This window comes from Streptomyces sp. NPDC087420 (genome assembly GCF_044744165.1).
GTDB lineage: Bacteria > Actinomycetota > Actinomycetes > Streptomycetales > Streptomycetaceae > Streptomyces.
On record NZ_JBIUXU010000002.1, the window covers coordinates 129,374 to 152,466 of the forward strand.

Here is a 23,093-nt window from a genome sequence, read left to right on the forward strand (position 1 = left end):
GAACATACTGATCGGGCGGCCTGTGGACAGCCTGCGTGCGGCCCGCCGGATACCGCGCGATCATGAGGAAATGAGCACCAAGATCCAGCTGGCACAGCAGCCGGAAGCCGATGACCTGCTCGGCCGCAGCCCCCTGGCCGCGCTGGTCGGCATGCTGCTGGACCAGCAGATTCCGATGGAATGGGCCTTCTCGGGTCCGTACACGATCGCCGTCCGCATGGGGCGCGACGACCTCGACGCCCGCGAGATCGCCGCGTACGACCCCGAGGCCTTCGCGGCCCTCCTCACCGAGAAGCCCGCCGTGCACCGCTATCCGGGCTCCATGGCCGCGCGCGTACAGCAGCTCTGCCAGTTCCTGGTCGAGCACTACGACGGGGACCCCGGCGCCCTGTGGCGTGACGTCGCCACCGGCGCCGAAGTACTGACGAGGCTGAACGCGCTCCCGGGCTTCGGCAGACAGAAGTCCCAGATCTTCCTGGCGCTGCTGGGCAAGCAGTTCGCGGTCCGCCCGCGCGGCTGGCGCGAGGCCGCGGGGGCGTACGGCGACGAGGGCTCGTTCCGCTCGGCCGCCGACATCACGGGACCGGAGACCCTGGCCAAGGTCAGGGCCTTCAAACAAGAGGCGAAACGAGCCGCGAAGCAGAAGGCGGAGAAGAAAACGGGGAAGACCCCCGAGAAGGCGGAGAAGCCGGAGAAGCGGGACAAGCCACAGAAGACGCAGAAGGCGGGGAAAAAGGGCTGAACGGCACCGGCATGGTTCCCAGAAGCCCCGCCGGTCGCTAGTTTTCCCTGACATTTGTTCGCACCGGAAGGACCCCCTGTGAACGCAACACCCCGCGCCTCCCGCCGAGTTCTGGCCATAGCGGCGGCCACGGCCCTCGCCGCGCCGCTGCTCCTGGCGGCCTCCCCGGCCAGCAGTACGCAGTCGCACCACCACGGCTCGCACGCGGCCAAGGACGCGGCGAAGCTCTCCCGGGAGCTCGTCCGGGAAGCCTCCGCGCAGGACGTTCTCCGGCACCTGAAGAAGTTCCAGGCCATCGCGGACGCCAACGGCGGCAACAGAGCCGCGAGCTCGCCGGGCCATGAGGCGTCGGCCGCGTACGTGTACAACGAGCTCAAGAAGGCCGGCTACCGCGTCTCGTACCAGACCTTCGAGATCACCTACATAGAGACGCTCGCCGAGACGCTCCGGGTCACCGCGCCGACCCCGCGCGACGTCGCCATCTCCGCCCTGTCGTACACCACGTCGACCCCGGTCGGCGGCGTCACGGCCGAGCTGGCCGCCGTCCCGCTCGACGCGACCACGGGCTGCGAGCCCGAGGACTACGCGGCAGGCGCCTTCACCGGCAAGATCGCGCTGATCCAGCGGGGCGGCTGCACCTTCGCCATCAAGCAGCAGCAGGCGGCGGCGGCCGGCGCGGTCGCGGCGATCATCTACAACAACACGACGGGCGTCATCAGCGGCACGCTCGGCGACCCGGACGCCGGGGTGATCCCGACCGGGGGCATCACCCAGGCCGACGGCGAGGCCCTCGCCGCCGACCTCGCCCAGGGGCCGGTGACGGTCACGGCGGAGATACGCCAGTTCCAGGAGCAGCGGAGCACTCGCAACGTGATCGCGGAGACCAAGGCGGGCGACGCCGACCGTACGGTCGTGCTCGGCGCCCACTTGGACTCGGTCGAGGCGGGCCCGGGCATCAACGACAACGGTTCCGGCTCCGCCGGCCTGCTCGATGTCGCCCTCGACCTCGCCAAGACGCACGACAAGCCCGCCAACAAGGTCCGCTTCGCCTGGTGGTCCGCGGAGGAGCTGGGCCTGCTCGGCGCCGAGGCGTACGTCGCCGGGCTCACCCCCGAGCAGCAGGCTGACATCGCCCTCTACCTGAACTTCGACATGATCGGCTCGAAGAACTTCGCCCAGTTCGTCTACGACGGCGACGACTCCGACGCCACCGGCGCCGGCCCCGGCCCCGACGGCTCGGCGCAGCTGGAGAAGGGCATCAACAACTTCCTCGACCGCCGCGGCCTCCCGCACGAGGGCACCGACTTCGACGGCCGCTCCGACTACGGCCCCTTCATCGACGCGGGCATTCCGTCCGGCGGCACCTTCACCGGCGCCGAGGGCATCAAGACCGCGGCCCAGGCCCAGAAGTACGGCGGCCAGGCCGGCGTCGCGTACGACGCCTGCTACCACTCCGCCTGCGACAACCTCTCCAACATCAACACGAAGGCCCTCGACGTCAACGTCGACATCATCGCCGACGCCGTGGGCACGTACGCCCACGACCTGCGCGCGCTCCCGAAGCGGCCCGCCTCCGCGCCGGCCGCGCGCATAGCCGGCGCGCGCACCGGCGTCACCGCCGACGGCCACGCCGCCACCGAGTAACGGGAACACCGGCGGGCCGTGGACGGCGGCGAACTCCCCGTCCACGGCCCGCCACCGGTGTCCGTCCGGGGGTGATCTAGGCGCCCCGGTCACCGGAGGCGATGCCTCCGCTCACACTTCGCTCCCGCTTTGCCATCTAATGCCACTTTTGAACTCGGGCGCCATGGCTGCGCCCGGAGCCTCTTGACCGGTAGGCTTTCCGTGTGATCTTCAAGCGCATCGGTAACGGGCGGCCGTATCCCGACCACGGCCGGGAAAGCACCCGGCAGTGGGCGGATGTCGCGCCGCGCCCGGTCCGCCTCGATCAGCTCGTGACCACGAAGGGTCAGCTGGACCTGGAGACGTTGCTCGCCGAGGACTCCACCTTCTACGGAGACCTGTTCGCGCATGTCGTGAAGTGGCAGGGCGATCTCTATCTGGAGGACGGACTGCACCGTGCCGTCCGCGCCGCCCTCCAGCAACGACAGGTCCTGCACGCCCGCGTCCTGGAGCTCGATCTGGGCTGAGGCGGGTCCAGGAGAGTGACGGACTGAGCCTTTCGGGCCCATTCCTCACCCCGACCGCGCAACCCATTGATCATTTAGTAGGAATCACCACCGGGGCCCACTACGCTGCGCCCATGAGCATGCTCACTCCCCCCGGCATGGGCGGAAAGTACCGCATCACGGGTAACAAGTACCCGCGCATGCGCCGCCCTCGGCGCCGCCACAGGATCGTGCTCGCGGCCGTCGCATCCGTTGTTGCCCTCGGCCTGGCCGGCTGGGGGACCTTGCAGCTCGTCGACGTCTTCACGGGCGACGGCAAGAAGACCACCGCCGCCTCGAAGTCGCCCGCCTGCAAGCCCTCCGCAGCATCCGCCAAGGCGCTGCCGAAGCCCGGCCAGATCAAGGTCAACGTCTACAACGCGACCCCGCGGGGCGGTCTCGCCAAGACCACCGCCGACGAGCTCAAGAAACGGGGCTTCGTCATCGGCAAGGTGGGCAACGCGCCCGCTTCCTACGACAAGAAGGTCCGGGGCGCCGGGATACTGCTGGGCGCCCCCACCGCCGCGGACGGGCCCCTCACCGTTCTCGGCACCCAGCTGACGGGGGCCGCGTCGAAGACCGACACCCGCAAGACCCGGGACGTCGATCTGATCCTCGGCACGGGGTTCAAGAAGCTCAACGTCCAGCGCGAGGCGGACCAGGCGCTGGCCACCCTGTCGAAGCCCGCCCCCAAGCCGGCCTGCGGCGAGCTGGGCGCCCCGCGCAAGGGCTGACCTCCCGCCGTACCCCCGTGCGTACCCGCCGCTCTTCCGTCCCCGGTCGCCGGGCGGGCCCACCGGCCCCCGGCGACCGGGGACACGTGCACCCGCGCGCCCGTCACCAGGGCGGCGGACGAGGCCGCCGGGGTCGCTATCCGGCCAGACCGTACATCCGGTCGCCCGCGTCACCGAGGCCCGGGACGATGTAGCCGTTCTCGTTGAGGCGCTCGTCGACGGCCGCGGTGACGACGGTGACCGGCGCGCCCGCCAGCTCGCGCTCCATCACCTCGACGCCCTCGGGCGCCGCGAGGAGCACTACGGCCGTCACGTCGTCCGCGCCGCGCTTGATCAGCTCACGGATCGCCGCGACGAGCGTGCCGCCGGTGGCCAGCATCGGGTCCAACACGTAGACCTGCCGCCCCGAGAGGTCCTCGGGCATCCGGCTCGCGTACGTGGACGCCTGGAGCGTCTCCTCGTCGCGGATCATCCCGAGGAAGCCCACCTCGGCGGTCGGCAGCAGCCGCACCATGCCGTCGAGCATGCCAAGACCGGCCCGCAGGATCGGGACGACCAGCGGCCGGGGGTGGGAGAGCCGCACCCCGGTCGTGGCGGTCACCGGGGTCTCGATGTCGACCTGTTCGGTACGCACATCCCGGGTGGCCTCGTACGCGAGCAGGGTGACCAGCTCATCGGCGAGGCGCCGGAAGGTCGGGGAGTCGGTGCGCAGGTCGCGCAACGTGGTGAGTTTGTGCGCCACCAAGGGGTGGTCGACAACAAGAATCCGCATGGCGACCACAGTAACCGGAGGCCAAGGCGCTACGGCCTGCCACCGACGGCCGAACCTCCCGGGCAGGACCGGTGGCATCAACCCGGGGTACGGAGGGAAGGTGGATGGAGGTCATGAAGTGTCGGGAGACACATCCATCGGTGGGATGGTGAGGCGACCGTGCCGGACAGGGACCAGCGACAACCGGACCAGCAGCAGGCCTCGGACCTGGGCGTGCGGCCCGAGAGCGAACCGGACCGAAGGCCCGCTCCCGAGGCGGACGGGAGGCCCGGCGCCGAGCGCGACCGCAGGCCGCCCCCCGAGCCCGACCGTGGCTCGCGGTCCGGCCCCGACCCCCGCCCCCTCCCCGGCACCGACCCCGTACCCGGCCCCGGCCCCGGCCCCGACGTCGGGGCCCCGACGGACGCGGCCCGCAGCCGCCGTCGCGCGCAGTTCCTGCGGGAGCTGAACGAGGCGAAGGCCCTGCGCGAGCGCGTGAAGCCGCGCCGGGCCCGCGCCGCCCGGATGCGCCAGCAGATGCGCATGCGCACCTTCCGCTGGTAGTCCGCCGGTGGTCGCCGGCAGTCGGCAGGGCAGCCGCGCCGAGCCACGCCCGGCCGCCACGCGCCCTGCGGGCACACATCTCGGGGGCCCCGGCGCCCTCCTGGGACACTTCCGCGCCACCCGAGGGGTATCCCGCGCCCCGCGGCGGGGGCAGGCCCAATAAAATGGCCTTACGACGCAACGGTGGAAGACCTCTCGCGACGCGTTCGTTTCTGCAACGATTCCGAGTGGGCGGGGCAGAGCAGCGCACCGCCGGATCGTCACCTCTGACCAGTGGGAGAGTCACGGTGTACTTCGCCGCACTGCTCGCGCGCACCGAAGACGGGTGGCAAGCGAGCGACACAGAGCTCGACGACGTGGAGACCCTGTCGGATCTGACCGACCTGGCCCGCGAAGTCTCGGTGGACGAGGACACGGTCCTCGTCTTCATCGAGCAGGAAGACGCCTGGTTCGGCATCGTCCGTGTGGAGGGCGAGGAGGACCCTCGTATCTACGTCTCGGACGCGGCCGCGGCCGCACGCTCCTCGTACGGGGAGATTCTCATCGATGAACTGACCGGCGGGGACGACGACGACCCCGCCGACGACCTGGACACGCTGGACCTCGACGGTACGGAGGACGGCGAACCGGACGAGAACGACGAGGAGGACGAAGTGAGCCCGGTGGCGAGCGGGGAGATCCTGCCCGCGGGACCCGTCGGCGACCAGGAGATCCTCGTTGATCTCGGCCTGTCCGAAGGGGATCTGCTGGCCCTGGAGACCGACGCCATGGCCGAGATCGCGGAGGCTCTGGGAGCCGCCGAGGTCCTGGAGACCGTCCGCTAGTGCCCCGGCACGACCCTGTGCCCGACCCCATCCCGGATACCACGCCGGATCGTGTGCCGGATCGCGTGCCGGACCCGGTACGCGATCCGTGGCGTACCTCCATGCGCCGCGCCCTGGACGAAGCAGCGCTGGCGGCCGAGCACGGCGACGTACCGGTCGGTGCCGTCGTGCTGTCGCCGTCCGGGGCGGTGCTGGCGGTCGGCCACAACGAACGTGAGGCGACGGGTGACCCGACGGCCCATGCGGAGATCGTGGCGATCCGCGGGGCGGCCGGGGCACTCGGCGCGTGGCGCCTGACGGGCTGCACGCTGGTCGTGACCCTGGAACCGTGCACCATGTGCGCGGGCGCGATCGTGCAGTCCCGCGTGGACCGCGTGGTGTTCGGCGCGCTCGACGAGAAGGCCGGGGCGGCGGGTTCGCTCTGGGACGTCGTACGGGACCGGCGCCTCAACCACCGGCCCGAAGTGATCCACGGCGTGCTCGCCGACGCCTGCTCCGCCCTGCTGACGACATTCTTCCGCGACCGCTGACGCCCCTTTGACGCTCCTTCACGGATACCGATTTCGGAGCACGGCCCACTGTGGGCTAAGCTTTCTCCCGGTAGCGTGTCCGAGCGGCCGAAGGAGCTCGCCTCGAAAGCGAGTGTGGGGAAACTCACCGAGGGTTCAAATCCCTCCGCTACCGCAGGTAGACGAAGGGGCAGACCCATTTGGGTCTGCCCCTTCGCTGCGTGTCGTCTCAGTTGCCGTCTCACTTGGCCACCAAGGACCGCGATACCCGGCAGGCAGATGGCCCCGCCAGCTCAGTGGCGAGCACTCGTCCGAGCAAGGCTCATTGGCTCCACACACGGACTTGAGCGAACCGACCCGCGCCTCATCCACGACCCCGTAGGCTCCCATTTAGAGGTGGCTGCGACGCCATGTCTGCCTGACCCCGGATCATGACAGACAAGAGCTGCGGGCAGAAGCCTCCCTCAGAAACCAGCCGGGAAACCGAACGGGTGACCGAGGAGAAGAGAAGGAAGGGCCCGAACTGGGCTGCGGCCTCGTTCCTGATCAACCTGTGGCGCCTTGTGCGCGACTGGCTGGACAGGATGAGTGACCACAGTCTCTAGTTCAGGCCCCTGCTCTCCTGAGATGGCCGCATACGCGGCCGGACCTCTGCCCTAGGGCAGAAGCGGTACGCCCTGACCGGCGCACCGGGGGCCGTGGCGCCGGTATGCCGGTGCCGCGGCCTCCGTCTTTGGGAGGTGCTGCTGGGAGGTGCTGGCCATGGGGCGATGTATCAGTAGCGGTTCTGATCTCAGTTCATTCGGCGGCATCCCGGAACGCTCTGAGGATCCGCCGCAACCTTGGTGTCCTGGCGGAGAGACACCGTGTTAGCACCCTCAGCGTAGCGGTCCATCCCCGCGTGCGCGGGGGAAACACCTTGGGAGCAGGGCAAGTCGACTTGCGCTGCCCCCGGGCGGGCGGAAGGACAGCGGTCTTCGACCAATGGGTTCGCTCCCTCGTCGGAGACGTGCCACGGCCGGCCGCGGTGACGAAACTGCCAGCCCTCATCCCTTCACCGGCCTCATACGCAGCCTTTGGCGAAGATCGACCGACCACCGCCCCGCGCGAAACTGGGTATCGGCCGTCCCGGCCTGCCTCCGCAAGGTGCGGTCAGGCTGGGATCGGCGCTGCGGCTGGCTCCAGGGTGCGGAGAAAACGTGACTGGAGGGCGTGCAGGACCCGGTTCTCGCGCTGGGCCGCAAGCGCACGCCCGTGAAGCCGGTTGGCGAGGCCGGCAAAGTGCACCAGCACATCCTCCGGCGGCCAGGCCACTCTGGCCTGGGAAAAAGCTCTCGCACTCAGCTCACGACCTGCGGTGCCCTGCGCAAGTTGCGACAACTCAGCGCTTCTGGAGCGGATCTCGTGGAGCAGCCACCAAGCGTCCCTCATCTGCTGCGGGTCCAGCACCAGCACTCCGCGGCTCACCTTCACGCTGGGTCGGCCGACCGCGGCATGTACCTGTCCCGCCTTGGGAACCACGAGGATCGGGCCGGGGACTTCCGGTGGACCCGAGCTGTCCGCAATGCCGACATAGGGCAGGGGGGCACGCAGGACGTCAGCAGGTGCCACCCATCCTTCATCTCCCGCAGCGACGGCCGGGCGGGCGGCAGTACCTGTCCAGGCACCGCCGACGACATCTCCGAATGTCATTCTCGGCCAGTGCAGGCCGTCCGTGGCAAAGACACCGAAGTACGCGTCCGCAAGTGCCACCGCTGTACGGGCAATGCGGTCGTTGATCCTGGTTCGGCTCTCGATAGCACTGATCACGCGCAAAGCCCGATCCCGGTCTGCCGGAGACGGCAGAGCGACGGGCAGGTGCCGCAGCGATCTGAGCCCGAGCGTGCGCTGTACCGTCCCCGCTGCGTGTGCCTCGCACCAAGCGCGGGCAGTGGGCATGGCAAGCCAGATTCGGAGCCACTGGGCGAGGCGGGGGTCAGCACAGCGGATCAGAGCCACCGTGCGTGCCACGTTCCAATCCGCGTGATCCGGCCCGGTCAGGGCGGCCTCACCGATCCGCCCTACAAGCACGATCAGTAGATCACCCGAGCGCAACCGAGTCCTCGGATGCGCGTCCGCGACTTCGTGCTTCACGCGGACCACCTCCGACGACTCAATACGACCGTCAGCGATGTCTCCGGCCCGGAGCATGGGAATGCCTTCGGGGTCGAAACGGCCCGGGCGGTTGATGCCGTATCCGACCACCTCCACGCCCGGTAGCTCAGCGAGCGCCACCCACTGCGGAAGTTCGCTCATCACGTCCCCAACACATCGCGAAGTTCATGCTCCAGGCGCGAAGCTTCCGCGAAGTGCTCATAAAGTTCTTCGGTCAACGCCCGCACCCTTCGCTCATCCTCGCCAGGGGCGGTTTCTGCGACTACCGGCGCAACATAGCGTGCGGGCTGGAGGTCAAAGTCCGCTGCCTCAACCTCCTCCAGGGCTACGGCCCGGCACCACCCAGGGACGTCGGCGCAGTCGTGTTTCGACCAGCTGTTGAACGTACTGGCGATCCGCTCCACGTCCGCGCCGGTCAAGGTGCGTCTGCCCCGGCTCACCTGAACACCCGTGTCCTGCGCGTTGATGAACAGAACACGGGCTGCCGCGTGGGCGCGCTTGGACTTGCTGAAGACCCACAGACAGGCGGGAACCCGTGTGTGCGAGAAGAGGCCGGACGGCAGCTGGATGACTGCGGCGACCACGTCGTCGTAGAGGAGCCCGGCACGGATGCGCCGCTCGGCTCCACCCCGGAAGGCCGCACCGTTCGGCAGCAGAATCGCGGCGCGGCCGTCGGCTCTGAGCGCGCTCAGCACATGCTGTACCCAGGCGAGGTCGGCCTTGCTCTTGGGCGGCGGTCCATAGCGCCAGAACACGAACCCGGCGTCCGTAAGGGGCATCCGCATGCTGAACGGCGGGTTGGCAAGGACAACACTGTACTTCTCGCCGGAGTCCGATCCGTGGAGAAGACTGTTGTCCGAGCCGATGTCCCGGGGCAGAGTGTCTTCCAGACCGTGGAGGATCAGGTTCATCGCCGCGATCGAGCGTGTGCGGGCGTTGATGTCCTGACCGAACAGCCGGAGCACAGGCCCGGTGCGATCCGCAGGTCGCCCACCGTGCGTCTCGACGTAGCGCGCGGCCTCGGTCAGAAGTCCGGCCGAACCGCAGGCCGGATCGTAGACTTCGTCACCGGGTGCCGGCGCCATGAGCCCCACCATCGTCCGTACGACATCGCGCGGTGTGTAGTAGTCCCCACCTGCCCGGTTCTCCGAGAACCGCGCGAGGCATTGCTCGTACAGATCCCCCTTCGCGCCCGCCCGGCCCGCCCGGTCCAGGAGGGCGACGAGGTCTCGCAGTGCCAGGTCCACCCTCCGGCTGTCGGAGCGCATCTGCCCGAGGACAGCCTCGTTGTCCAGGTCGATGTGAAACTTCCCGTAGCGGCCGCTCCAGGCGCGCAGAGCCCGCTGGACAGGCTGATGGACGAGGTCGGGTTTCTCAGCCACCTGGCCGACAAGCTCTTCCCAGGTCGGCCGCCCCTGCGCCTCCCCCTCGGGTACGTCCGAGACCTGGCGTAGGAAGACCATGGACAGAATGAGCTGCTGCATCGCATCGAAGGTCATCTCGTCAGGCAGCGCGTCCACAGCTCGCGTCAGCCAATCGACCTGGGACCTGGTCTCTTCCACTGCATCCACCTTGTCGGGTCAACGCCGGGCGGCGAGGACGATCACAACTGCGATCGCGGCGACCACCGCAAACGCGCTTCCCCCATGCTGCACCGAACCGAGCACGTCTTTGTGCCGCGCGTACTCGACGATGCCTGCCGCCAACGCGACGTTCATTGTCAACGACGCCCCGAGCCACCACGGCCACGACTGACTCACCTTTACCCCGCCCCTCACCGCCTGCTCCGGATAAGCTCACTCTAGCAGCAGACAGTTCGGGTATGTCACAGCAGGCGGTTCGGGAATCCACTGCGACTCCGTCGACTGGACATGAGTCCTACCATCAGTGGGATAATGCAGGCATGGCCATTGAGCACGCACCCCCAGACGAGACCACCGTCAAGAAGTCGGTCACCATCCCCAGGTCACTCGCCCGCGAGGTTGAAGCCCGCACAGGCGCCCGCGGGTTCTCGCGCTTCGTCTCCGACGCCGTTGAACACGCCCTCGCCCTCACCAAGACCAGGGAAATCGTCGAGGCGTACGAGGACGAGCACGGCTCCTTCACGCCCGAAGAGATCGAGGAGGCCCGTCGCGCATGGCACGGCGAGTGACCCCGGCGTTTCCGCGCGCCCTCCTCATCCTCGACGCACAGCCACTGTCCCTGCTGGCCGAACGGGACCGCGGGATGACCCTGATGCTCAAGGTCGCCGAAGCCGAGGGATACGCGGCCGCGATCTCCACCGTCAGCATCGCCGAGGTCCGCCGTACCGGACAGGCGGCGACGCACCTGCGCTGGCTCCGCTCCCGGCTCACTGTCATTCCCGCGACCGAGATCATCGCCGACCGCGCCGCCCAACTGCTGGAGGACGCCGGCCTCGACGGTCACGAGAACGTCGTCGACGCGCTTGTGGTCGCCACGGCGGCGTGTTCGAGCGGACCGATGAAGGTCGCCTCCACCGACGGTTCCCATATCCCGAAGCTGTGCCATGCAGCGTCCATCGATCGCGGCAGTCCCGTGGAGTGGGTCCGTGTCTGATCCCTCCGGACATGGACCGGCTCAGCGCAGGGCGGTTCAGCGCAGGTGGGCGATGACCCTCGCGAAGTCCGTCATGTGTGCTTCCAGTACGGAGAAGTAGGTCAGGCCGTACGTCTCGCGGTAGCCGATCAGGGTGTCGGCGATCTGGCGTTCCGAGCCGACCAGCACGTTGGGCATCTGGAGGATCTGTTCGTCCGTCAGGGTGGGGGCGACGCGGCGCATCGTCGTCATGTCCGCCTCGCCCGGGTCGGCCAGGACCACCGCGGAGACGAACAGGTTCAGCTCCAGGCCGGCGAAGCGGGCGCCCGCCTCGGCCCGTACGAACTCGATCCGTTCGGCCAGCACCTTCCGGGGGTCCGCGCCCGGCGGGGTGGCGATCGACATGACCGGGAACCCGACGATGTCCGCCTCCTTGGCGGCCAGCCGGAGCATGCGGTCGCCGATGCCGCCCAGCAGGAGCGGCGGGCCGGGCCGCTGGTGCACGGGGGGCAGGTGCTGCTCGGAGGCGAACAGCCTGCGCAGTTCCTCGACCGTGTGCGCGAGATGGTCGATCCGCCGGCCGGGGGCGGGAAACGGCAGCTCGGCCGCCTCGAACTCGGCGGCCATGTAACCGGCGCCCAGCCCCAGTTCCAGCCGGCCCCCGGTCAGCTGGTCGGTGTGGGCGACGTCCCGGGCCAGTACGGCGGGCCGGTAGAAGCCGGTGTTGAGGACGAGGGTGCCCACCCGCATCGTGCTGGTCGCCTCGGCGGCGGAGACCAGGGCGGGGAACGGTGCCGGCATGCCCAGGTGGTCGGGCACCTGAAGGACGTCGTAGCCGAGGTCCTCGGCCTGCCGGACCCTGGCCTGCCAGGCGGAGCGCGATCCGGGGGTCAGCAGGCTGACGCCGAAACGGAAGGGACGGGTAGGCATGGCTTCCTCTCACAGAGCACGTTCCCCCTGCACCGAATTTACCCCGATGGTCGATACATGATCACCATATGGGGCGTTCATTTGGTTTTATACGGATTGCCACGCCTTCGTCGGCCCTCTTTCCGACCCCCCGGCCGGACGCGGTGACGCGACGCTCGAACACCCTCCGAACATCGGCGTTCATACGGTTAGACTCTCGCGACCGCACAGGGGGCGGCCGCGGACGGCTGGGGAGGCAGTGGAGGATGGCGCAAACGAGAAAGATCGTGTTCTACGCGGTCACCGTCTTCGTGCTCTTCACGATCGTGAAATCCCCGGAACGGGCCGCGGATCTCGTCCAGGTAGGGTTCGAGGGCATTTCGAGCGCCGCGCAGAGCGTCGGCACGTTCATGACGGAGCTCGTCCAGTAGTGCCGTCCAGTACTGCCGTCGAGTAGCCCCTAGGAGTGCCCCTTGATCCGCCACCTGGTCCTCTTCAAGCTCAACGAGGGTGTCTCGCGTGACGAGCCCCGTGCGATCGCCGGGGCGAAGGCCTTCGAGGAGCTGGGCGGCCAGGTCGCCGAGGTGACGTTCTGGGAGTGCGCCTGGAACATCAGCGACCGGCCCATCGCCTACGACTTCGCCATCAACTCGGCCGTGGCGGACCGGGACGCGCTCCAGCGGTACGCCGACCACCCCGCCCATCAGGCGGCCGTCGCGCAGTGGCGGGAGTTCGCCACCTGGGTGATCGCCGACTACGAGTTCTGAGCCTTCGCTCCCCCTGCCCCACACCTCTCCGGTGTGGGGCTTTTGGGTTTATTGCCCCAACTTGCCGTCAACACGGTGTTATCGGGTGCTTGCACACAGTGCACATGTCTTGTGATGCTATGACCGCTTTTGACGGATGAGTTGACCGTAGTCGACCGCAAAGGGGTGGCGTGACCGTGCCGGCCAGTACTACGCCTCAAGTGCCGCCCCAGAACGAGACCGGACCACGGGTCGGCGGCGAGCCCCGACCAGAACACGTGTCCGAGCCCCGCCTCGAACCAAGAGCGGACACCGACGCACGCCCCACCACCGCCCAGAGCCGCGGCGCCGACACCCGGGCCCTGACCCAGCTCCTCTTCGCCCAGCTCAAAGACCTCGAACCGGGCACCCGGGAGCACAGCCGCGTGCGCGGAGCGCTCATCGAGGCCAACCTGCCCCTGGTGCGGTACGCCGCCGCGCGGTTCCGGAGCCGTAACGAGCCGATGGAGGACGTCGTCCAGGTCGGCACGATCGGCCTGATCAACGCCATCGACCGGTTCGACCCCGAGCGCGGGGTGCAGTTCCCGACCTTCGCGATGCCGACCGTCGTCGGCGAGATCAAGCGCTACTTCCGCGACAACGTACGGACCGTGCACGTCCCGCGCCGGCTGCACGAGCTGTGGGTCCAGGTCACCGGCGCCACCGAGGACCTGACGACGGCTCACGGCCGCACCCCCACCACCGCCGAGATCGCGGAGCGGCTGAAGATCTCCGAGGAGGAGGTCCTCGCCTGCATCGAGGCGGGCCGCTCGTACCACGCGACCTCCCTGGAGGCCGCCCAGGAGGGCGACGGCCTGCCCGGCCTGCTGGACCGGCTCGGTTACGAGGACCCGGCGCTGGCCGGGGTGGAACACCGCGACCTCGTACGCCATCTCCTCGTACAACTGCCCGAACGGGAACAGCGGATCCTGATGCTGCGGTATTACAACAATCTGACGCAGTCGCAGATCAGTCAGGAATTGGGAGTCTCCCAGATGCATGTGTCAAGGCTTCTTGCCCGAAGCTTTGCCCGGCTGCGATCCGCAAATCGGATCGAGGCGTAACTCTCAGGGGTACGTTCACGCTCCCCCGCCTTTTGTCTCGCGCCCCTCCCGGAAAAGCCCCACACCCCCTCTTTCCTGCGCAGACGTCACCCTTACTTGTCGACATGTCACTACAGCGTGTTGCCGACATGTGACATTCTGCTGGAACCGCGTTTGCCGCAGCCCCACCGCCGGTATTCAGGTGGAGGCTGCGTTCCTCCGACGGGAGCGGCCGCCGCGACCGTCCGCGACCTCAAGGGGGTGGCATGTCCGTAGAACAGGGCAGCTCGAAGGTGCTCACGCTCACAAAGAGCGCTCCCGCGCCCGAGGCTCTCGACACCGTGCTCGACACCGTGACCGTGGTCCAGCCGCGGGTGTCCCAGCCGGAAGCCATCGACACCCGCACTCTGTCCCGCTCCCTGTTCCTGCGGCTCGCCGTGCTCGACCAGGACAGCCCGGAGCGCACCTACGTACGCGACACCCTCATCGAGCTCAACCTGCCGCTGGTGCGGTACGCCGCGGCGCGGTTCCGCAGCCGTAACGAGCCGATGGAGGACATCGTCCAGGTCGGCACGATCGGCCTGATCAAGGCGATCGACCGGTTCGACTGCGAACGGGGCGTGGAATTCCCGACGTTCGCGATGCCGACGGTCGTGGGCGAGATCAAGCGGTTCTTCCGCGACACGTCGTGGTCGGTGCGCGTCCCGCGCCGGCTCCAGGAGCTGCGCCTCGCGCTGACGAAGGCCAGCGACGAGCTGGCCCAGAAGCTGGACCGCTCCCCGACCGTGCCCGAACTGGCCGTGGTGCTCGGGGTGTCGGAGGAGGACGTCGTCGACGGCCTCGCCGTCGGCAACGCGTACACCGCGTCCTCGCTGGACTCGCCCTCCCCGGAGGACGACGGCGGCGAGGGTTCGCTCGCGGACCGTCTCGGCTACGAGGACATGGCGCTGGAGGGGGTGGAGTACCGCGAGTCGCTCAAGCCGCTCCTGGCCAAACTCCCGCCCCGCGAGCGGCAGATCATCATGCTGCGGTTCTTCGCGAACATGACCCAGTCGCAGATCGGCGAAGAGGTGGGCATCTCACAGATGCACGTCTCGCGCCTCCTGACCCGCACGCTCGCGCAGCTGCGGGAAGGGCTGATCTCGGACTGACGCCGACGGACCCCGCCCTCATGTCCTTATGTCCGGGCGGGGTTCCGCAATGACGAAGCATCGCCGCCCACGTGGGACGGCCGGATGGGCTCAGGCGAAGGCCAGCCAGGCCACCACGGCCAGGACGACGACCACCGCGACCACGCCGACGATGAGTCCGACCTTCGGCCCGCTCTGCTGCTGAGGTGCCTGCCGGCGCTCCGGCTCACCGTCGTCGACAAACGCGCGGAACATCTGAGTGCTGCCCGCGGGGTCGGGATTTCCCTCGGGTCCCTGCGGGGCATGGGGGTTGTGTGCCATGGGGCAGGACCCTAGCGAACGCGCGCACCCCGCCCAACCCCGGGCCCACCGCCGATCGCCGTGAATCGGCTCCGGTGACGCCTCCGGTGAGTCCTCCGAGGCCCCCGCCGCCCGCTCGCGCCCCTCGTTGACCCGCACCCTGCCAAGCCTTTTGGGTTCCTTTACCCCTCTCAGTCCGCTTTCATTTGCCTGTAGCAACCAACTGCTTCTACAGTTCTATGGTTGCCCCAAGCAACAAGATATTGGGTGACAGCTGTTCGGGAGGCGGGGGGGGCGGGGCCGATGGCCGCACGGAGTCAGTACGCGGAGCTGGCCCGGCAGCTCAGCGCCATCGGGGCCGTCAAACGGGGTCTGGCACGGACGCTGCCCGCCGACTGCCCGGGTGGCTGCGCCGCCGTACTGACCACGCTGGACCGGTACGGGGAGATGCGGATGAGCCCCCTCGCCGAGCTGCTGGCCGTCGACATGTCGGTCACCAGCAGGCACGTGGCCCACGCCACCCTGCGCGGCTGGCTGGCCAGGTCCCCCGACCCCGCGGACAAGCGCTCACGGATCCTGCGGCTGACCCCGGCGGGGCACCTGCTGCTGGACGAGCTGACGCGGCGGACGACCGAGATGTTCGCGTACGCCCTCGCCGACTGGACCGACGACGACGTCGGCCGGCTCAGCGCCCTGCTCGACCGGCTGCGCGAGAGCTTCTCACCCGACCGGCCGCGCGACGGCTTCTGACCCGACCGGCCGGCGAGCGCTTCCAAGACGACACAGGACAAGGAATTCCATGGCTACGACCACACCGACCGGTGTGCGGGGCGGCCACGCCAAGCGTGGCGGCGAACCCGCCCCCGTGACCGGCGCTCCCATGACACACCGTCAGATCATGGAGGCGCTCTCCGGGCTCCTCCTGGGCCTCTTCGTCGCGATCCTCTCCTCGACGATCGTCACCAACGCGCTCCCCGAGATCGTCTCCGACCTCGGCGGCGGCCAGAGCGCGTACAGCTGGGTGGTCACCGCCTCGCTGCTGGCGATGACGGCCACCACCCCCCTGTGGGGCAAGCTCTCCGACCTCTTCAGCAAGAAGCTGCTGGTCCAGATAGCCCTCGTCATCTATGTGACGGGTTCGATGGTCGCCGGCCTCTCGCAGAGCGCCGAGATGCTGATCATCTGCCGGGTCTTCCAGGGCATCGGTGTCGGCGGCCTCTCCGCCCTCTCCCAGATCGTCATGGCCGCGATGATCGCCCCGCGCGAGCGCGGCCGTTACAGCGGCTACCTGGGCGCCACCTTCGCCGTCGCCACCGTCGGAGGCCCGCTGCTCGGCGGTGTCATCACCGACACCAGCTGGCTGGGCTGGCGCTGGTGCTTCTACGTGGGCGTGCCGTTCGCCGTAGTCGCCCTCATCGTGCTCCAGAAGACGCTCAAGCTGCCGGTCGTCAAGCGCGAGGTGAAGGTCGACTGGTCGGGCGCGTTCTTCATCAGCGCTGCCGTCTCGCTGCTGCTGATCTGGGTCACCTTCGCCGGCAACAAGTACGAGTGGGCCTCCTGGCAGTCGTACGTCATGGTCGGCGGTTCGGTCGTGCTCGGCGCGCTCTTCGTCCTCGTCGAGTCCAGGGCGCGGGAGCCCATCATCCCGCTGCGCCTGTTCCGTAACCGCACCATCACGCTGGCCTCGATCGCGTCGCTCTTCGTCGGGATCGGCATGTTCGCGGGCACGGTCTTCTTCAGTCAGTACTTCCAGCTCGCCCGGGACAAGTCCCCGACGATGTCCGGCCTCATGACCATCCCGATGATCGGCGGCCTCGCCCTCTCCTCCACCGTCTCCGGCCAGGTCATCACCCGGACGGGACGCTGGAAGGCGTGGCTCGTCAGCGGCGGGGCGCTGCTGACGGCGGGTCTCGGGCTGCTCGGCACGATCCGGGTGGACACCCCGTACTGGCACATCGCGATCTACATGGCGCTGATGGGCCTCGGCATCGGCATGATGATGCAGAACCTGGTCCTCTCGACGCAGAACCAGGTCTCCACCAAGGACCTCGGCGCCGCCAGTTCCACCGTCACCTTCTTCCGCTCGCTCGGTGGTGCGGTCGGGGTCTCGGCGCTGGGCGCGGTGCTCGGCAGCCGTATCACGCACTACGTGAAGGACGGGCTGGCCGACCTCGGGCCGCAGGGCGCGGCGCTGGGGCACGCGGGTACGGGGGGCGGGGCGATCCCGGACCTGGCCGCCCTGCCCGTTCCGCTGCGGAACGTGATGGAGAGCGCGTACGGCCATGGCGTGGGTGACGTCTTCCTGTTCGCGGCGCCGGCGGCGCTGCTCGCCTTCCTGGCGACGCTGTTCATCAAGGAGGTCGCGCTGAGGACGAAGGCGGGCGGGGAGGGGGCGGTGCCGGAGGCGATCCCGGCGCAGATCCCGGCGGAAGGTCCCGCGGAGGTTCCGGCGCAGGGTGTGCCGGCGCTCGTGGGGGCGGTGGCGGGTGCCGGTGGGGTGTCGGGTACGACCCCGGACACGGCTCCGGGTACGACTCCGGACACCGCTCCGGAACCGCGGGGCATCGCCGTACGCGGTGTCGTGCGGGGCGCCGAGGGCACCTCGGTGCCGACCGCGGCCGTCACCCTGATCTCCCTGGGCGGCAGCCAGTTGGCCCGCTCGGTCGCCGAGCCCGACGGCTCCTACCTCCTGCACGCGCCCGGCTCCGGCTCGTACGTCCTGATCGCCTCCGCCGACGGCTTCCAGCCGCAGGCCTCCACGGTGGTCGTCGGTGACGAGCCGGTCGGGTACGACATCCTGCTGTCCGGTACGAGCGGTCTGACCGGGACCGTACGGAGCGCGGACGGCGGGCTGCCCGTCGAGGGCGCGATGGTGATCGTGGCCGACGTGCGCGGAGACGTACTGACCACCGGGAAGTCCACCGAGCGGGGCGAGTTCGCCTTCACCGAGCTGGTCCCGGGCCCGGTGACCGTCGCGGTGAACGCGTCCGGCTTCCGGCCGCTGGCCCTGCCGGTGGAGATAGGCGGCCACGGGATCACCCGTATCGAGGCGGTCCTCCAGTCCGGCGCCCTGGCGCAGGGCACGGTCAGGGCGGGCGCCGCCCGCCGCCCCCTGCCCGACGCGCGCGTGACGCTCGTCGACGCGGCGGGGAACGTGGTGGCCACCGCGACGACCGGGGACGACGGGGCGTACGCCTTCGCCGACCTGGACGCGGGCGAGTACACGGTCATCGCGACCGGATACGCGCCGGTGGCGGGCTCGTTGACGGTGGCGGGGCGCGGGGTCGAGGGACACGACATCGAACTGGCCCACCCGGGCGCGTAGTCGGCCACCCGGGCGCGTAGTCGGCCACCCGGGCGCGTGGTCGGACCGCACGCGGCAGAGGAACGAAAGAGGCAGAGGCACGATGGGACTTCGCGGACAGGTACGGACGCGGGACGGCTGGGCGCTCCCGCACGCGGTCGTGACCATGACCGACATGACCGGCGCGCAGGTGCTGAGGGCGGCGGCGGACGAGGACGGGGCGGTGCGGGCGGAGATCCCGCTCGCGCCCGGTCCGTACACCGTGATCGTGACGGCCCTCGGGTACGCCCCCGTCGCCTCCACCGCGCTCGTGACGGCGAGCGGCAGGGCCGAGGTCGGCACGGTGGTCCTGGCCCGGCAGAACGGCACCGAGCTGCCCGCGCCGGGCGTCTGGAGCCTCGACCCGGCGCATTCGTCGGTGGGCGCGGTGGCACAGCACCTCGGGATCTCCAGCGTGCACGGCCGGTTCAAGGAGTTCGGCGGCCGGATCGAGATCGTGGAGTCGGGGGGCTCGTACGCGGGCTCCCGGGTCGACGCGGTCATCGCCGCGGCGAGCATCGACACCGGCAACACCCTGCGGGACAAGCACCTCAGGTCGCCGGACTTCCTGGACGTGGAGCGGTTCCCGGAGATCACGTACCGGAGTACGGCCCTGACCCCCGCGGGTCCCGACCGCTGGACCGTGCACGGTGAACTGTCGCTGCACGGAGTCGTACGGGAGGTCGGTCTCGACCTCAGCTACCTGGGCGCGGGCCCCGATCCGTGGGGCGGGCAGCGGGCGGCCTTCCGGGCGACGGCGGAACTGCGGCGGGAGGACTTCGCGATGAACTACAACCAGGTCGTCCAGGCGGGCATCGCGATGATCGGGACCACGCTGCGGGTGGAGTTGGATGTGCAGGCGGTGCGGGGCGAGAGCGTACCGGGCGCGGAGTCGTAGGCTCGGTCCCATGGCACCGAACATCGCAACGAATACGACCGTGGACCTGGCCGGACTGCTGGAGTTCGTACGGCCCAGGCACCGCTCGATCCTCCTCACCACGCGCGCGGACGGGCGCCCGCAGGGCTCGCCGCTCGCGTGCGGCGTCGACAACTCGGGCCGGATCGTGGTCTCCACGTACCCGGAGCGGGCGAAGACGCGGAACGCGAAGCGGGACGAGCGGGTGAGCGTGCTCGTCCTGTCGGACGAGTGGGACGGCCCCTGGGTGCAGGTGGACGGGGCGGCCGAGGTGATCGACTCCCCGGAGTCCGTCGAGCCGCTGGTGGAGTACTACCGGAACATCGCGGGGGAGCACCCGGACTGGGACGAGTACCGCGCGGCGATGGTGAAGCAGGGCAAGTCGATCATCCGGGTGACCCCGGAGCGGTGGAGCCCGATCGCGACGGGCGGTTTCCCGGCGAGGCTGGTGTCGTAGCGGGCGGGCGGCGACGGTTGGGGACTCCGGCGGGACTCCGGTACTACGTCGCGAAGCCGATGCCGATGATGGCGCCGGTGGGAGCGAAGGTGCCGAGAAGGCTGAGTCCCCAGTACGGGGCTGTCCGCAGCCGGGTGCGGCGGGCGAGCGGCCGGTTGGCCAGCCACCAGAGGAATCCGCAGGCGGCGGCGGGAAGCCCGGCGCCGACGAGGACAACGCCGAAGCCGTCGTTCTCCTCCGGCGCGGGGTCCACCCAGGTCGAGACGGTGTAGTACAGCAGCCAGATCGGGACGACGGCGGGCACGCCGAGCACCAGGTTGACGCCGAGCGCCGTGTACCACCGTCCGAGCATGACTCCCCCGCCCCCGCGCCCCCGCGATCACCTGCCGGTGACACTAACCGACGGCAGGGGGGCCCGGCCCGGGGTTTCGGGGGGTTCCGTGTCAGCCGCGTTCCCGCATCGCCTCGATGCCCGCGATCATGAGGTCGAGCGCGAAGGTGAAGTCCCGCTCGCGCATCTCCTCCACCGTCTCGCCGCCGCGTGTCTCCAGCAGTTCCTCGGCACTCTTGAACGCCCGCTGGAAATCGGGCTGTTCGTGGATGGTCCCCATGGCGTGCCGGTGGTACTCGTCCTGGGTCAGGCCCGCCTCCGCGCACCGCTGGACGAAGTGGCCCTCGATCGTGCCGAATCCGTACACGAACTGGAAGACCGCGGCGACCGCGCCCATCCGGCCGTACGGGGCGAGGCCGGTCCTGCCCATGACGGCGAGGACGGCCGACGAGAAGGCTCTCGAACCCGGGCCGATGTTCAGGTACTTGCCGATGAGCGGGGAGACCCAGGGGTGGCGTACGAGCACGGTCCGGTAGCTGACGGCGAGTGCGCGCAGCTGGTCGCGCCAGTCGGCGGTCTCGTCCGTGAGGTCGGGCACCCGGACTTCGCCGAAGACGGCGTCCAGGGCGAGTTCGAGGAGGTCGTCCTTGGTGTCCACGTACCAGTAGAGGGACATCGCGGTGACGCCCAACTCGCCCGCCAGCCGCCGCATGGAGAACTTCGCGGAGCCCTCGGCGTCGAGCAGGCGTACGGAGACGGCGGTGATGCGGTCGCGGTCGAGGGGCGGGGGCTGGTCGGGAGCGGACCTGGTGGCGGTGGTGGTGTTCCCGGCTTTTCCGGGCGCCGGCTCCGCGCGCTCCGCGCGCTCCGCCCTGCGGGGCCTGGTCACCGGTTTCCCGTCCAGCCAGACGCTGGTCCTGGGCGGACGCTTCGGGCTGTCGGCTTCCGACGCCATGGCTGAGCCTCCTCGGTTCCGTCCGGCCGGGCGGCCGCGCGGCCCCCGGGCGGTGCCGACTGCCGGATACCGCCCACCGGCACCCGGAATGTCCGCCGAGGGCGATGCTATGCCGCCGTGGGCGAAGAGTCTGCCCTGCCTGCGCGGCCCCTCCTGTCCCCTCTGCCCGCCCGGCGCGGCCCCACCGCGGCATCCGACGGTCAGCCGGCGTCGCGCGCCCGCCGGGGAGTGCGGGACAGCCCTTAGATTGACCGGATGGCTACTTTGCGCGCGCTGGAGTGTCTTGTCGCACTCGTTGACGAGGGGTCTGTGACCAGGGCCGCGGCGGCCCTTCACCTGTCGCAGCCCGCTCTGTCCCACCAGATCGCGGCCCTGGAGCGGGAGCTGGACACGCCGGTGGTGGAACGGCTTTCCCGTGGCGTACGCGTGACCGCCGCCGGCCGGGCCGCCGCGGTCGACGCGCGCATCGCCCTGAAGGCGGCCGAACGGGCCGTGGAGGCCGGCCGGGACGTGGCCGCCGGGCGGGCCGGGCGGATCCGGCTCGCCTGCGCCGAGACGATGACCGTCTGGCTGCTGGTCTCCCTGCTGCGGCGCTGGCGTTCCCGGCGCCCCGAGGTCCGGATCGACCTCATGGAGTTCACCAGCACCGACGCGATGGTGGAGATCCTGATGGCGGGGGAGGCGGACATCGTCGTCGGTCCCGAGCCCACCGGCACGACGGCGCACGTCGAGCGGCTGGGGGACGAGGAGATGCTTGTCGTGTGCCCCGACGAGCACCGCTTCGCCGGACGGTCCTCCGTCCGGGTGGAGGACCTGGCCGGCGAACCGTTCGTCCACTACACGAGCGACAACGGGAACGCCGCGTGGGTCGACCGGTTCGTCTCCTCCCACCAGGTCTCGCTCAGTCCCGTGCTCCGTACGCGCAGTCCCCGCACCGCGGCCCAGCTGGCCGGGGCGGGGATGGGCGTGTCGATCGTTCCCGCGTCCGCGCTCGCCGTACGGCCCGCGGGAGCGGTGCTGCGTTTTGATCCGCCGGTCCGGCGCGCGGTGGTCGCGATCACGACCGTTCCCTCGGACTCCCTGGTCGCCCTCTTCCTGAGGGATCTACGGAACCAGGGGCTGCCGGTCAGCGGCGCCGACCGCGTGGACGGCTTCCAGGATCAGGTCGGTGACGGCTCCGGCGGCGCTGGAGAGCGGGGAGTGGTCGGTGGGAGCTGACCGCACGTCCGCGTTCATCCTTTCCGCCATGAAGCGCTGGGTGCCGGCGGGGATCATGCGGTCCCGCTCCGCGACGAAGTACCAGCTCGGCCGGTCCCTCCAGAGCGGCCGGCCGACGGCGGTACTGATGCAGGCACCCGCGATCGGCCGCTGGACGGCGGCGAGCAGGGCACGTTCCTCGTCGGGGGCGTCCGGTGCGAAGGCGTCGCCGAACGCGGTCTCGGGAAGCCATATGTATCCGTCGGCGTCCGGGGCCAACCTCGGTGCCTTGGGGTGCGGTTGGTCCCGGTAGTAGACGTCGGCCACCGTCTCGCCCTCGTCGGGGGCGAGGCCGGTGACGTACACCAGTCCGGCCACCCGGTCACTGCGGGTCGCGCCGATCACGGCTCCGGCGTAGGCGTGACCCACCAGGACCACCGGGCCTTCGGTGCGCTCAAGGGTCCGCTCCAGCGCGGCCAGGTCGTCCTGGGGCGAGGAGAGCGGGAGCGGGGCGGCCAGTACGTGGAGTCCGGCTCCTTCTCCGGCACCTGCTCCTTGTCCGGCTCCTTGTCCGGCTCCTGCTCCGGCTCCGGCTCCGGCTCCGGCTCCGTGCGACCTCAGCCGGGTGATCACCTTGCTCCAGCTCGATCCGTCCGCCCAGGCGCCGTGGGCGAGGATCACGGACGCGTGGTCGGCGGCCACGGAGGTGTGGTTCATCTCTTCAA

General features: G+C 69.8%; 27 protein-coding genes and 1 tRNA gene. 19 read left to right on the forward strand and 9 right to left on the reverse strand.

Annotated elements, in window-relative coordinates; translation table 11 throughout:
• The first annotated feature begins 70 nt into the window (after positions 1–70).
• From ACIO1C_RS04005 to ACIO1C_RS04020, 4 genes are all read left to right on the forward strand, one after another.
• Positions 71–742 carry an HhH-GPD-type base excision DNA repair protein gene (locus ACIO1C_RS04005; RefSeq protein WP_401858279.1) on the forward strand — a complete coding sequence of 224 codons (672 nt, stop codon included), beginning with the start codon at positions 71–73 and terminating at the stop codon, positions 740–742.
• A gap of 78 nt (positions 743–820) precedes the next feature.
• Positions 821–2,386: a M28 family metallopeptidase gene (locus tag ACIO1C_RS04010; protein ID WP_401858281.1), complete on the forward strand. Its 1,566-nt coding sequence runs from the start codon at positions 821–823 to the stop codon at positions 2,384–2,386.
• Between the two features lie 203 nt (positions 2,387–2,589).
• The gene (locus ACIO1C_RS04015; RefSeq protein ID WP_023540426.1) at positions 2,590–2,892 is read left to right on the forward strand and encodes a type II toxin-antitoxin system VapB family antitoxin; all 303 of its coding nucleotides are present in this window, start codon (positions 2,590–2,592) and stop codon (positions 2,890–2,892) included.
• Between the two features lie 113 nt (positions 2,893–3,005).
• Positions 3,006–3,644: a LytR C-terminal domain-containing protein gene (locus ACIO1C_RS04020; RefSeq protein WP_401858284.1), complete on the forward strand. Its 639-nt coding sequence runs from the start codon at positions 3,006–3,008 to the stop codon at positions 3,642–3,644.
• 136 nt (positions 3,645–3,780) lie between these two features.
• Here ACIO1C_RS04020 and upp read toward each other — a convergent pair whose 3' ends face one another.
• Positions 3,781–4,416 (reverse strand): uracil phosphoribosyltransferase, encoded by a 636-nt coding sequence (gene upp, locus ACIO1C_RS04025; protein ID WP_401858287.1) that lies wholly within the window; start codon positions 4,414–4,416, stop codon positions 3,781–3,783.
• Between the two features lie 159 nt (positions 4,417–4,575).
• Here upp and ACIO1C_RS04030 point away from each other — a divergent pair, with 159 nt between their 5' ends.
• The 4 genes from ACIO1C_RS04030 to ACIO1C_RS04045 all read left to right on the forward strand — a co-directional run bounded on the left by ACIO1C_RS04030 (position 4,576) and on the right by ACIO1C_RS04045 (position 6,467).
• Entirely contained in the window at positions 4,576–4,959 is a 384-nt protein-coding gene (locus ACIO1C_RS04030) for a hypothetical protein (RefSeq protein WP_401858290.1), read from the forward strand.
• Positions 4,960–5,246: 287 nt separating this feature from the next.
• Entirely contained in the window at positions 5,247–5,783 is a 537-nt protein-coding gene (locus tag ACIO1C_RS04035; protein WP_401858293.1) for a hypothetical protein, read from the forward strand.
• 101 nt (positions 5,784–5,884) lie between these two features.
• Entirely contained in the window at positions 5,885–6,313 is a 429-nt protein-coding gene (gene tadA, locus ACIO1C_RS04040) for a tRNA adenosine(34) deaminase TadA (protein WP_401859095.1), read from the forward strand.
• Positions 6,314–6,382: 69 nt separating this feature from the next.
• Positions 6,383–6,467, forward strand: a tRNA-Ser gene (locus ACIO1C_RS04045).
• A 977-nt stretch (positions 6,468–7,444) separates the two neighbouring features.
• Here ACIO1C_RS04045 and ACIO1C_RS04050 read toward each other — a convergent pair.
• Genes ACIO1C_RS04050 through ACIO1C_RS04060 form a run of 3 tightly spaced genes read right to left on the reverse strand, consistent with a single transcriptional unit; the run spans position 7,445 to position 10,164 of the window.
• A complete protein-coding gene (locus tag ACIO1C_RS04050; RefSeq protein WP_401858296.1) occupies positions 7,445–8,587 on the reverse strand; it encodes a hypothetical protein in 1,143 nt (380 codons plus the stop codon).
• Positions 8,587–10,008, reverse strand: coding sequence for an N-6 DNA methylase (locus ACIO1C_RS04055; protein WP_401858299.1), 1,422 nt, complete (start codon positions 10,006–10,008; stop codon positions 8,587–8,589). Before ACIO1C_RS04055 ends, ACIO1C_RS04050 begins: the two co-directional genes overlap by 1 nt.
• An 18-nt stretch (positions 10,009–10,026) precedes the next feature.
• Positions 10,027–10,164, reverse strand: coding sequence for a hypothetical protein (locus ACIO1C_RS04060; protein ID WP_161306684.1), 138 nt, complete (start codon positions 10,162–10,164; stop codon positions 10,027–10,029).
• Positions 10,165–10,349: 185 nt separating this feature from the next.
• On the opposite strand from ACIO1C_RS04060, the gene ACIO1C_RS04065 reads away from it, so the two are divergent.
• Together ACIO1C_RS04065 and ACIO1C_RS04070 are read left to right on the forward strand one after the other, a co-directional pair.
• Positions 10,350–10,598, forward strand: a complete 249-nt coding sequence (locus tag ACIO1C_RS04065; RefSeq protein WP_161306685.1) for a hypothetical protein — start codon at positions 10,350–10,352, stop codon at positions 10,596–10,598.
• Positions 10,583–11,023 carry a hypothetical protein gene (locus ACIO1C_RS04070; protein WP_401858303.1) on the forward strand — a complete coding sequence of 147 codons (441 nt, stop codon included), beginning with the start codon at positions 10,583–10,585 and terminating at the stop codon, positions 11,021–11,023. Before ACIO1C_RS04065 ends, ACIO1C_RS04070 begins: the two co-directional genes overlap by 16 nt.
• Positions 11,024–11,059: 36 nt before the next feature.
• On the opposite strand, the gene ACIO1C_RS04075 is transcribed toward ACIO1C_RS04070, so the two are convergent.
• A complete protein-coding gene (locus ACIO1C_RS04075; RefSeq protein ID WP_401858305.1) occupies positions 11,060–11,932 on the reverse strand; it encodes an LLM class F420-dependent oxidoreductase in 873 nt (290 codons plus the stop codon).
• Between the two features lie 245 nt (positions 11,933–12,177).
• On the opposite strand from ACIO1C_RS04075, the gene ACIO1C_RS04080 reads away from it, so the two are divergent.
• The 4 genes from ACIO1C_RS04080 (at position 12,178) to ACIO1C_RS04095 (ending at position 14,890) form a co-directional block, all read left to right on the forward strand.
• The gene (locus ACIO1C_RS04080) at positions 12,178–12,342 is read left to right on the forward strand and encodes a hypothetical protein (RefSeq protein WP_401858307.1); all 165 of its coding nucleotides are present in this window, start codon (positions 12,178–12,180) and stop codon (positions 12,340–12,342) included.
• 42 nt (positions 12,343–12,384) lie between these two features.
• Positions 12,385–12,678, forward strand: coding sequence for a Dabb family protein (locus ACIO1C_RS04085; protein ID WP_401858310.1), 294 nt, complete (start codon positions 12,385–12,387; stop codon positions 12,676–12,678).
• A gap of 257 nt (positions 12,679–12,935) precedes the next feature.
• On the forward strand, positions 12,936–13,760 hold the full coding sequence (locus ACIO1C_RS04090) for an RNA polymerase sigma factor SigF (RefSeq protein WP_401858312.1): 825 nt from the start codon (positions 12,936–12,938) through the stop codon (positions 13,758–13,760).
• Positions 13,761–14,005: 245 nt separating this feature from the next.
• A complete protein-coding gene (locus ACIO1C_RS04095; protein WP_401858314.1) occupies positions 14,006–14,890 on the forward strand; it encodes an RNA polymerase sigma factor SigF in 885 nt (294 codons plus the stop codon).
• Positions 14,891–14,980: 90 nt separating this feature from the next.
• Here the strand turns inward: ACIO1C_RS04095 and ACIO1C_RS04100 are convergent, their stop codons facing one another.
• Positions 14,981–15,190 (reverse strand): hypothetical protein, encoded by a 210-nt coding sequence (locus ACIO1C_RS04100; RefSeq protein ID WP_161306690.1) that lies wholly within the window; start codon positions 15,188–15,190, stop codon positions 14,981–14,983.
• A gap of 282 nt (positions 15,191–15,472) precedes the next feature.
• Here ACIO1C_RS04100 and ACIO1C_RS04105 point away from each other — a divergent pair, with 282 nt between their 5' ends.
• From ACIO1C_RS04105 to ACIO1C_RS04120, 4 genes are all read left to right on the forward strand, one after another.
• The gene (locus ACIO1C_RS04105; RefSeq protein WP_401858317.1) at positions 15,473–15,919 is read left to right on the forward strand and encodes a MarR family winged helix-turn-helix transcriptional regulator; all 447 of its coding nucleotides are present in this window, start codon (positions 15,473–15,475) and stop codon (positions 15,917–15,919) included.
• A 49-nt stretch (positions 15,920–15,968) separates the two neighbouring features.
• The gene (locus ACIO1C_RS04110) at positions 15,969–18,494 is read left to right on the forward strand and encodes an MFS transporter (protein WP_401858319.1); all 2,526 of its coding nucleotides are present in this window, start codon (positions 15,969–15,971) and stop codon (positions 18,492–18,494) included.
• An 82-nt stretch (positions 18,495–18,576) separates the two neighbouring features.
• Positions 18,577–19,410 carry a YceI family protein gene (locus tag ACIO1C_RS04115; protein ID WP_401858322.1) on the forward strand — a complete coding sequence of 278 codons (834 nt, stop codon included), beginning with the start codon at positions 18,577–18,579 and terminating at the stop codon, positions 19,408–19,410.
• A gap of 10 nt (positions 19,411–19,420) precedes the next feature.
• Entirely contained in the window at positions 19,421–19,885 is a 465-nt protein-coding gene (locus tag ACIO1C_RS04120; RefSeq protein WP_401858324.1) for a PPOX class F420-dependent oxidoreductase, read from the forward strand.
• Between the two features lie 43 nt (positions 19,886–19,928).
• On the opposite strand, the gene ACIO1C_RS04125 is transcribed toward ACIO1C_RS04120, so the two are convergent.
• The gene (locus ACIO1C_RS04125; protein WP_401858327.1) at positions 19,929–20,237 is read right to left on the reverse strand and encodes a hypothetical protein; all 309 of its coding nucleotides are present in this window, start codon (positions 20,235–20,237) and stop codon (positions 19,929–19,931) included.
• Between the two features lie 91 nt (positions 20,238–20,328).
• Positions 20,329–21,171 carry a TetR/AcrR family transcriptional regulator gene (locus tag ACIO1C_RS04130; RefSeq protein WP_401858330.1) on the reverse strand — a complete coding sequence of 281 codons (843 nt, stop codon included), beginning with the start codon at positions 21,169–21,171 and terminating at the stop codon, positions 20,329–20,331.
• A 255-nt stretch (positions 21,172–21,426) separates the two neighbouring features.
• On the opposite strand from ACIO1C_RS04130, the gene ACIO1C_RS04135 reads away from it, so the two are divergent.
• Entirely contained in the window at positions 21,427–22,389 is a 963-nt protein-coding gene (locus ACIO1C_RS04135) for a LysR family transcriptional regulator (protein WP_401858333.1), read from the forward strand.
• Here ACIO1C_RS04135 and ACIO1C_RS04140 read toward each other — a convergent pair.
• The gene (locus ACIO1C_RS04140; RefSeq protein WP_401858336.1) at positions 22,276–23,085 is read right to left on the reverse strand and encodes an alpha/beta hydrolase; all 810 of its coding nucleotides are present in this window, start codon (positions 23,083–23,085) and stop codon (positions 22,276–22,278) included. The two genes, ACIO1C_RS04135 and ACIO1C_RS04140, sit on opposite strands and share 114 nt — an antisense overlap.
• Positions 23,086–23,093: the final 8 nt, after the last annotated feature.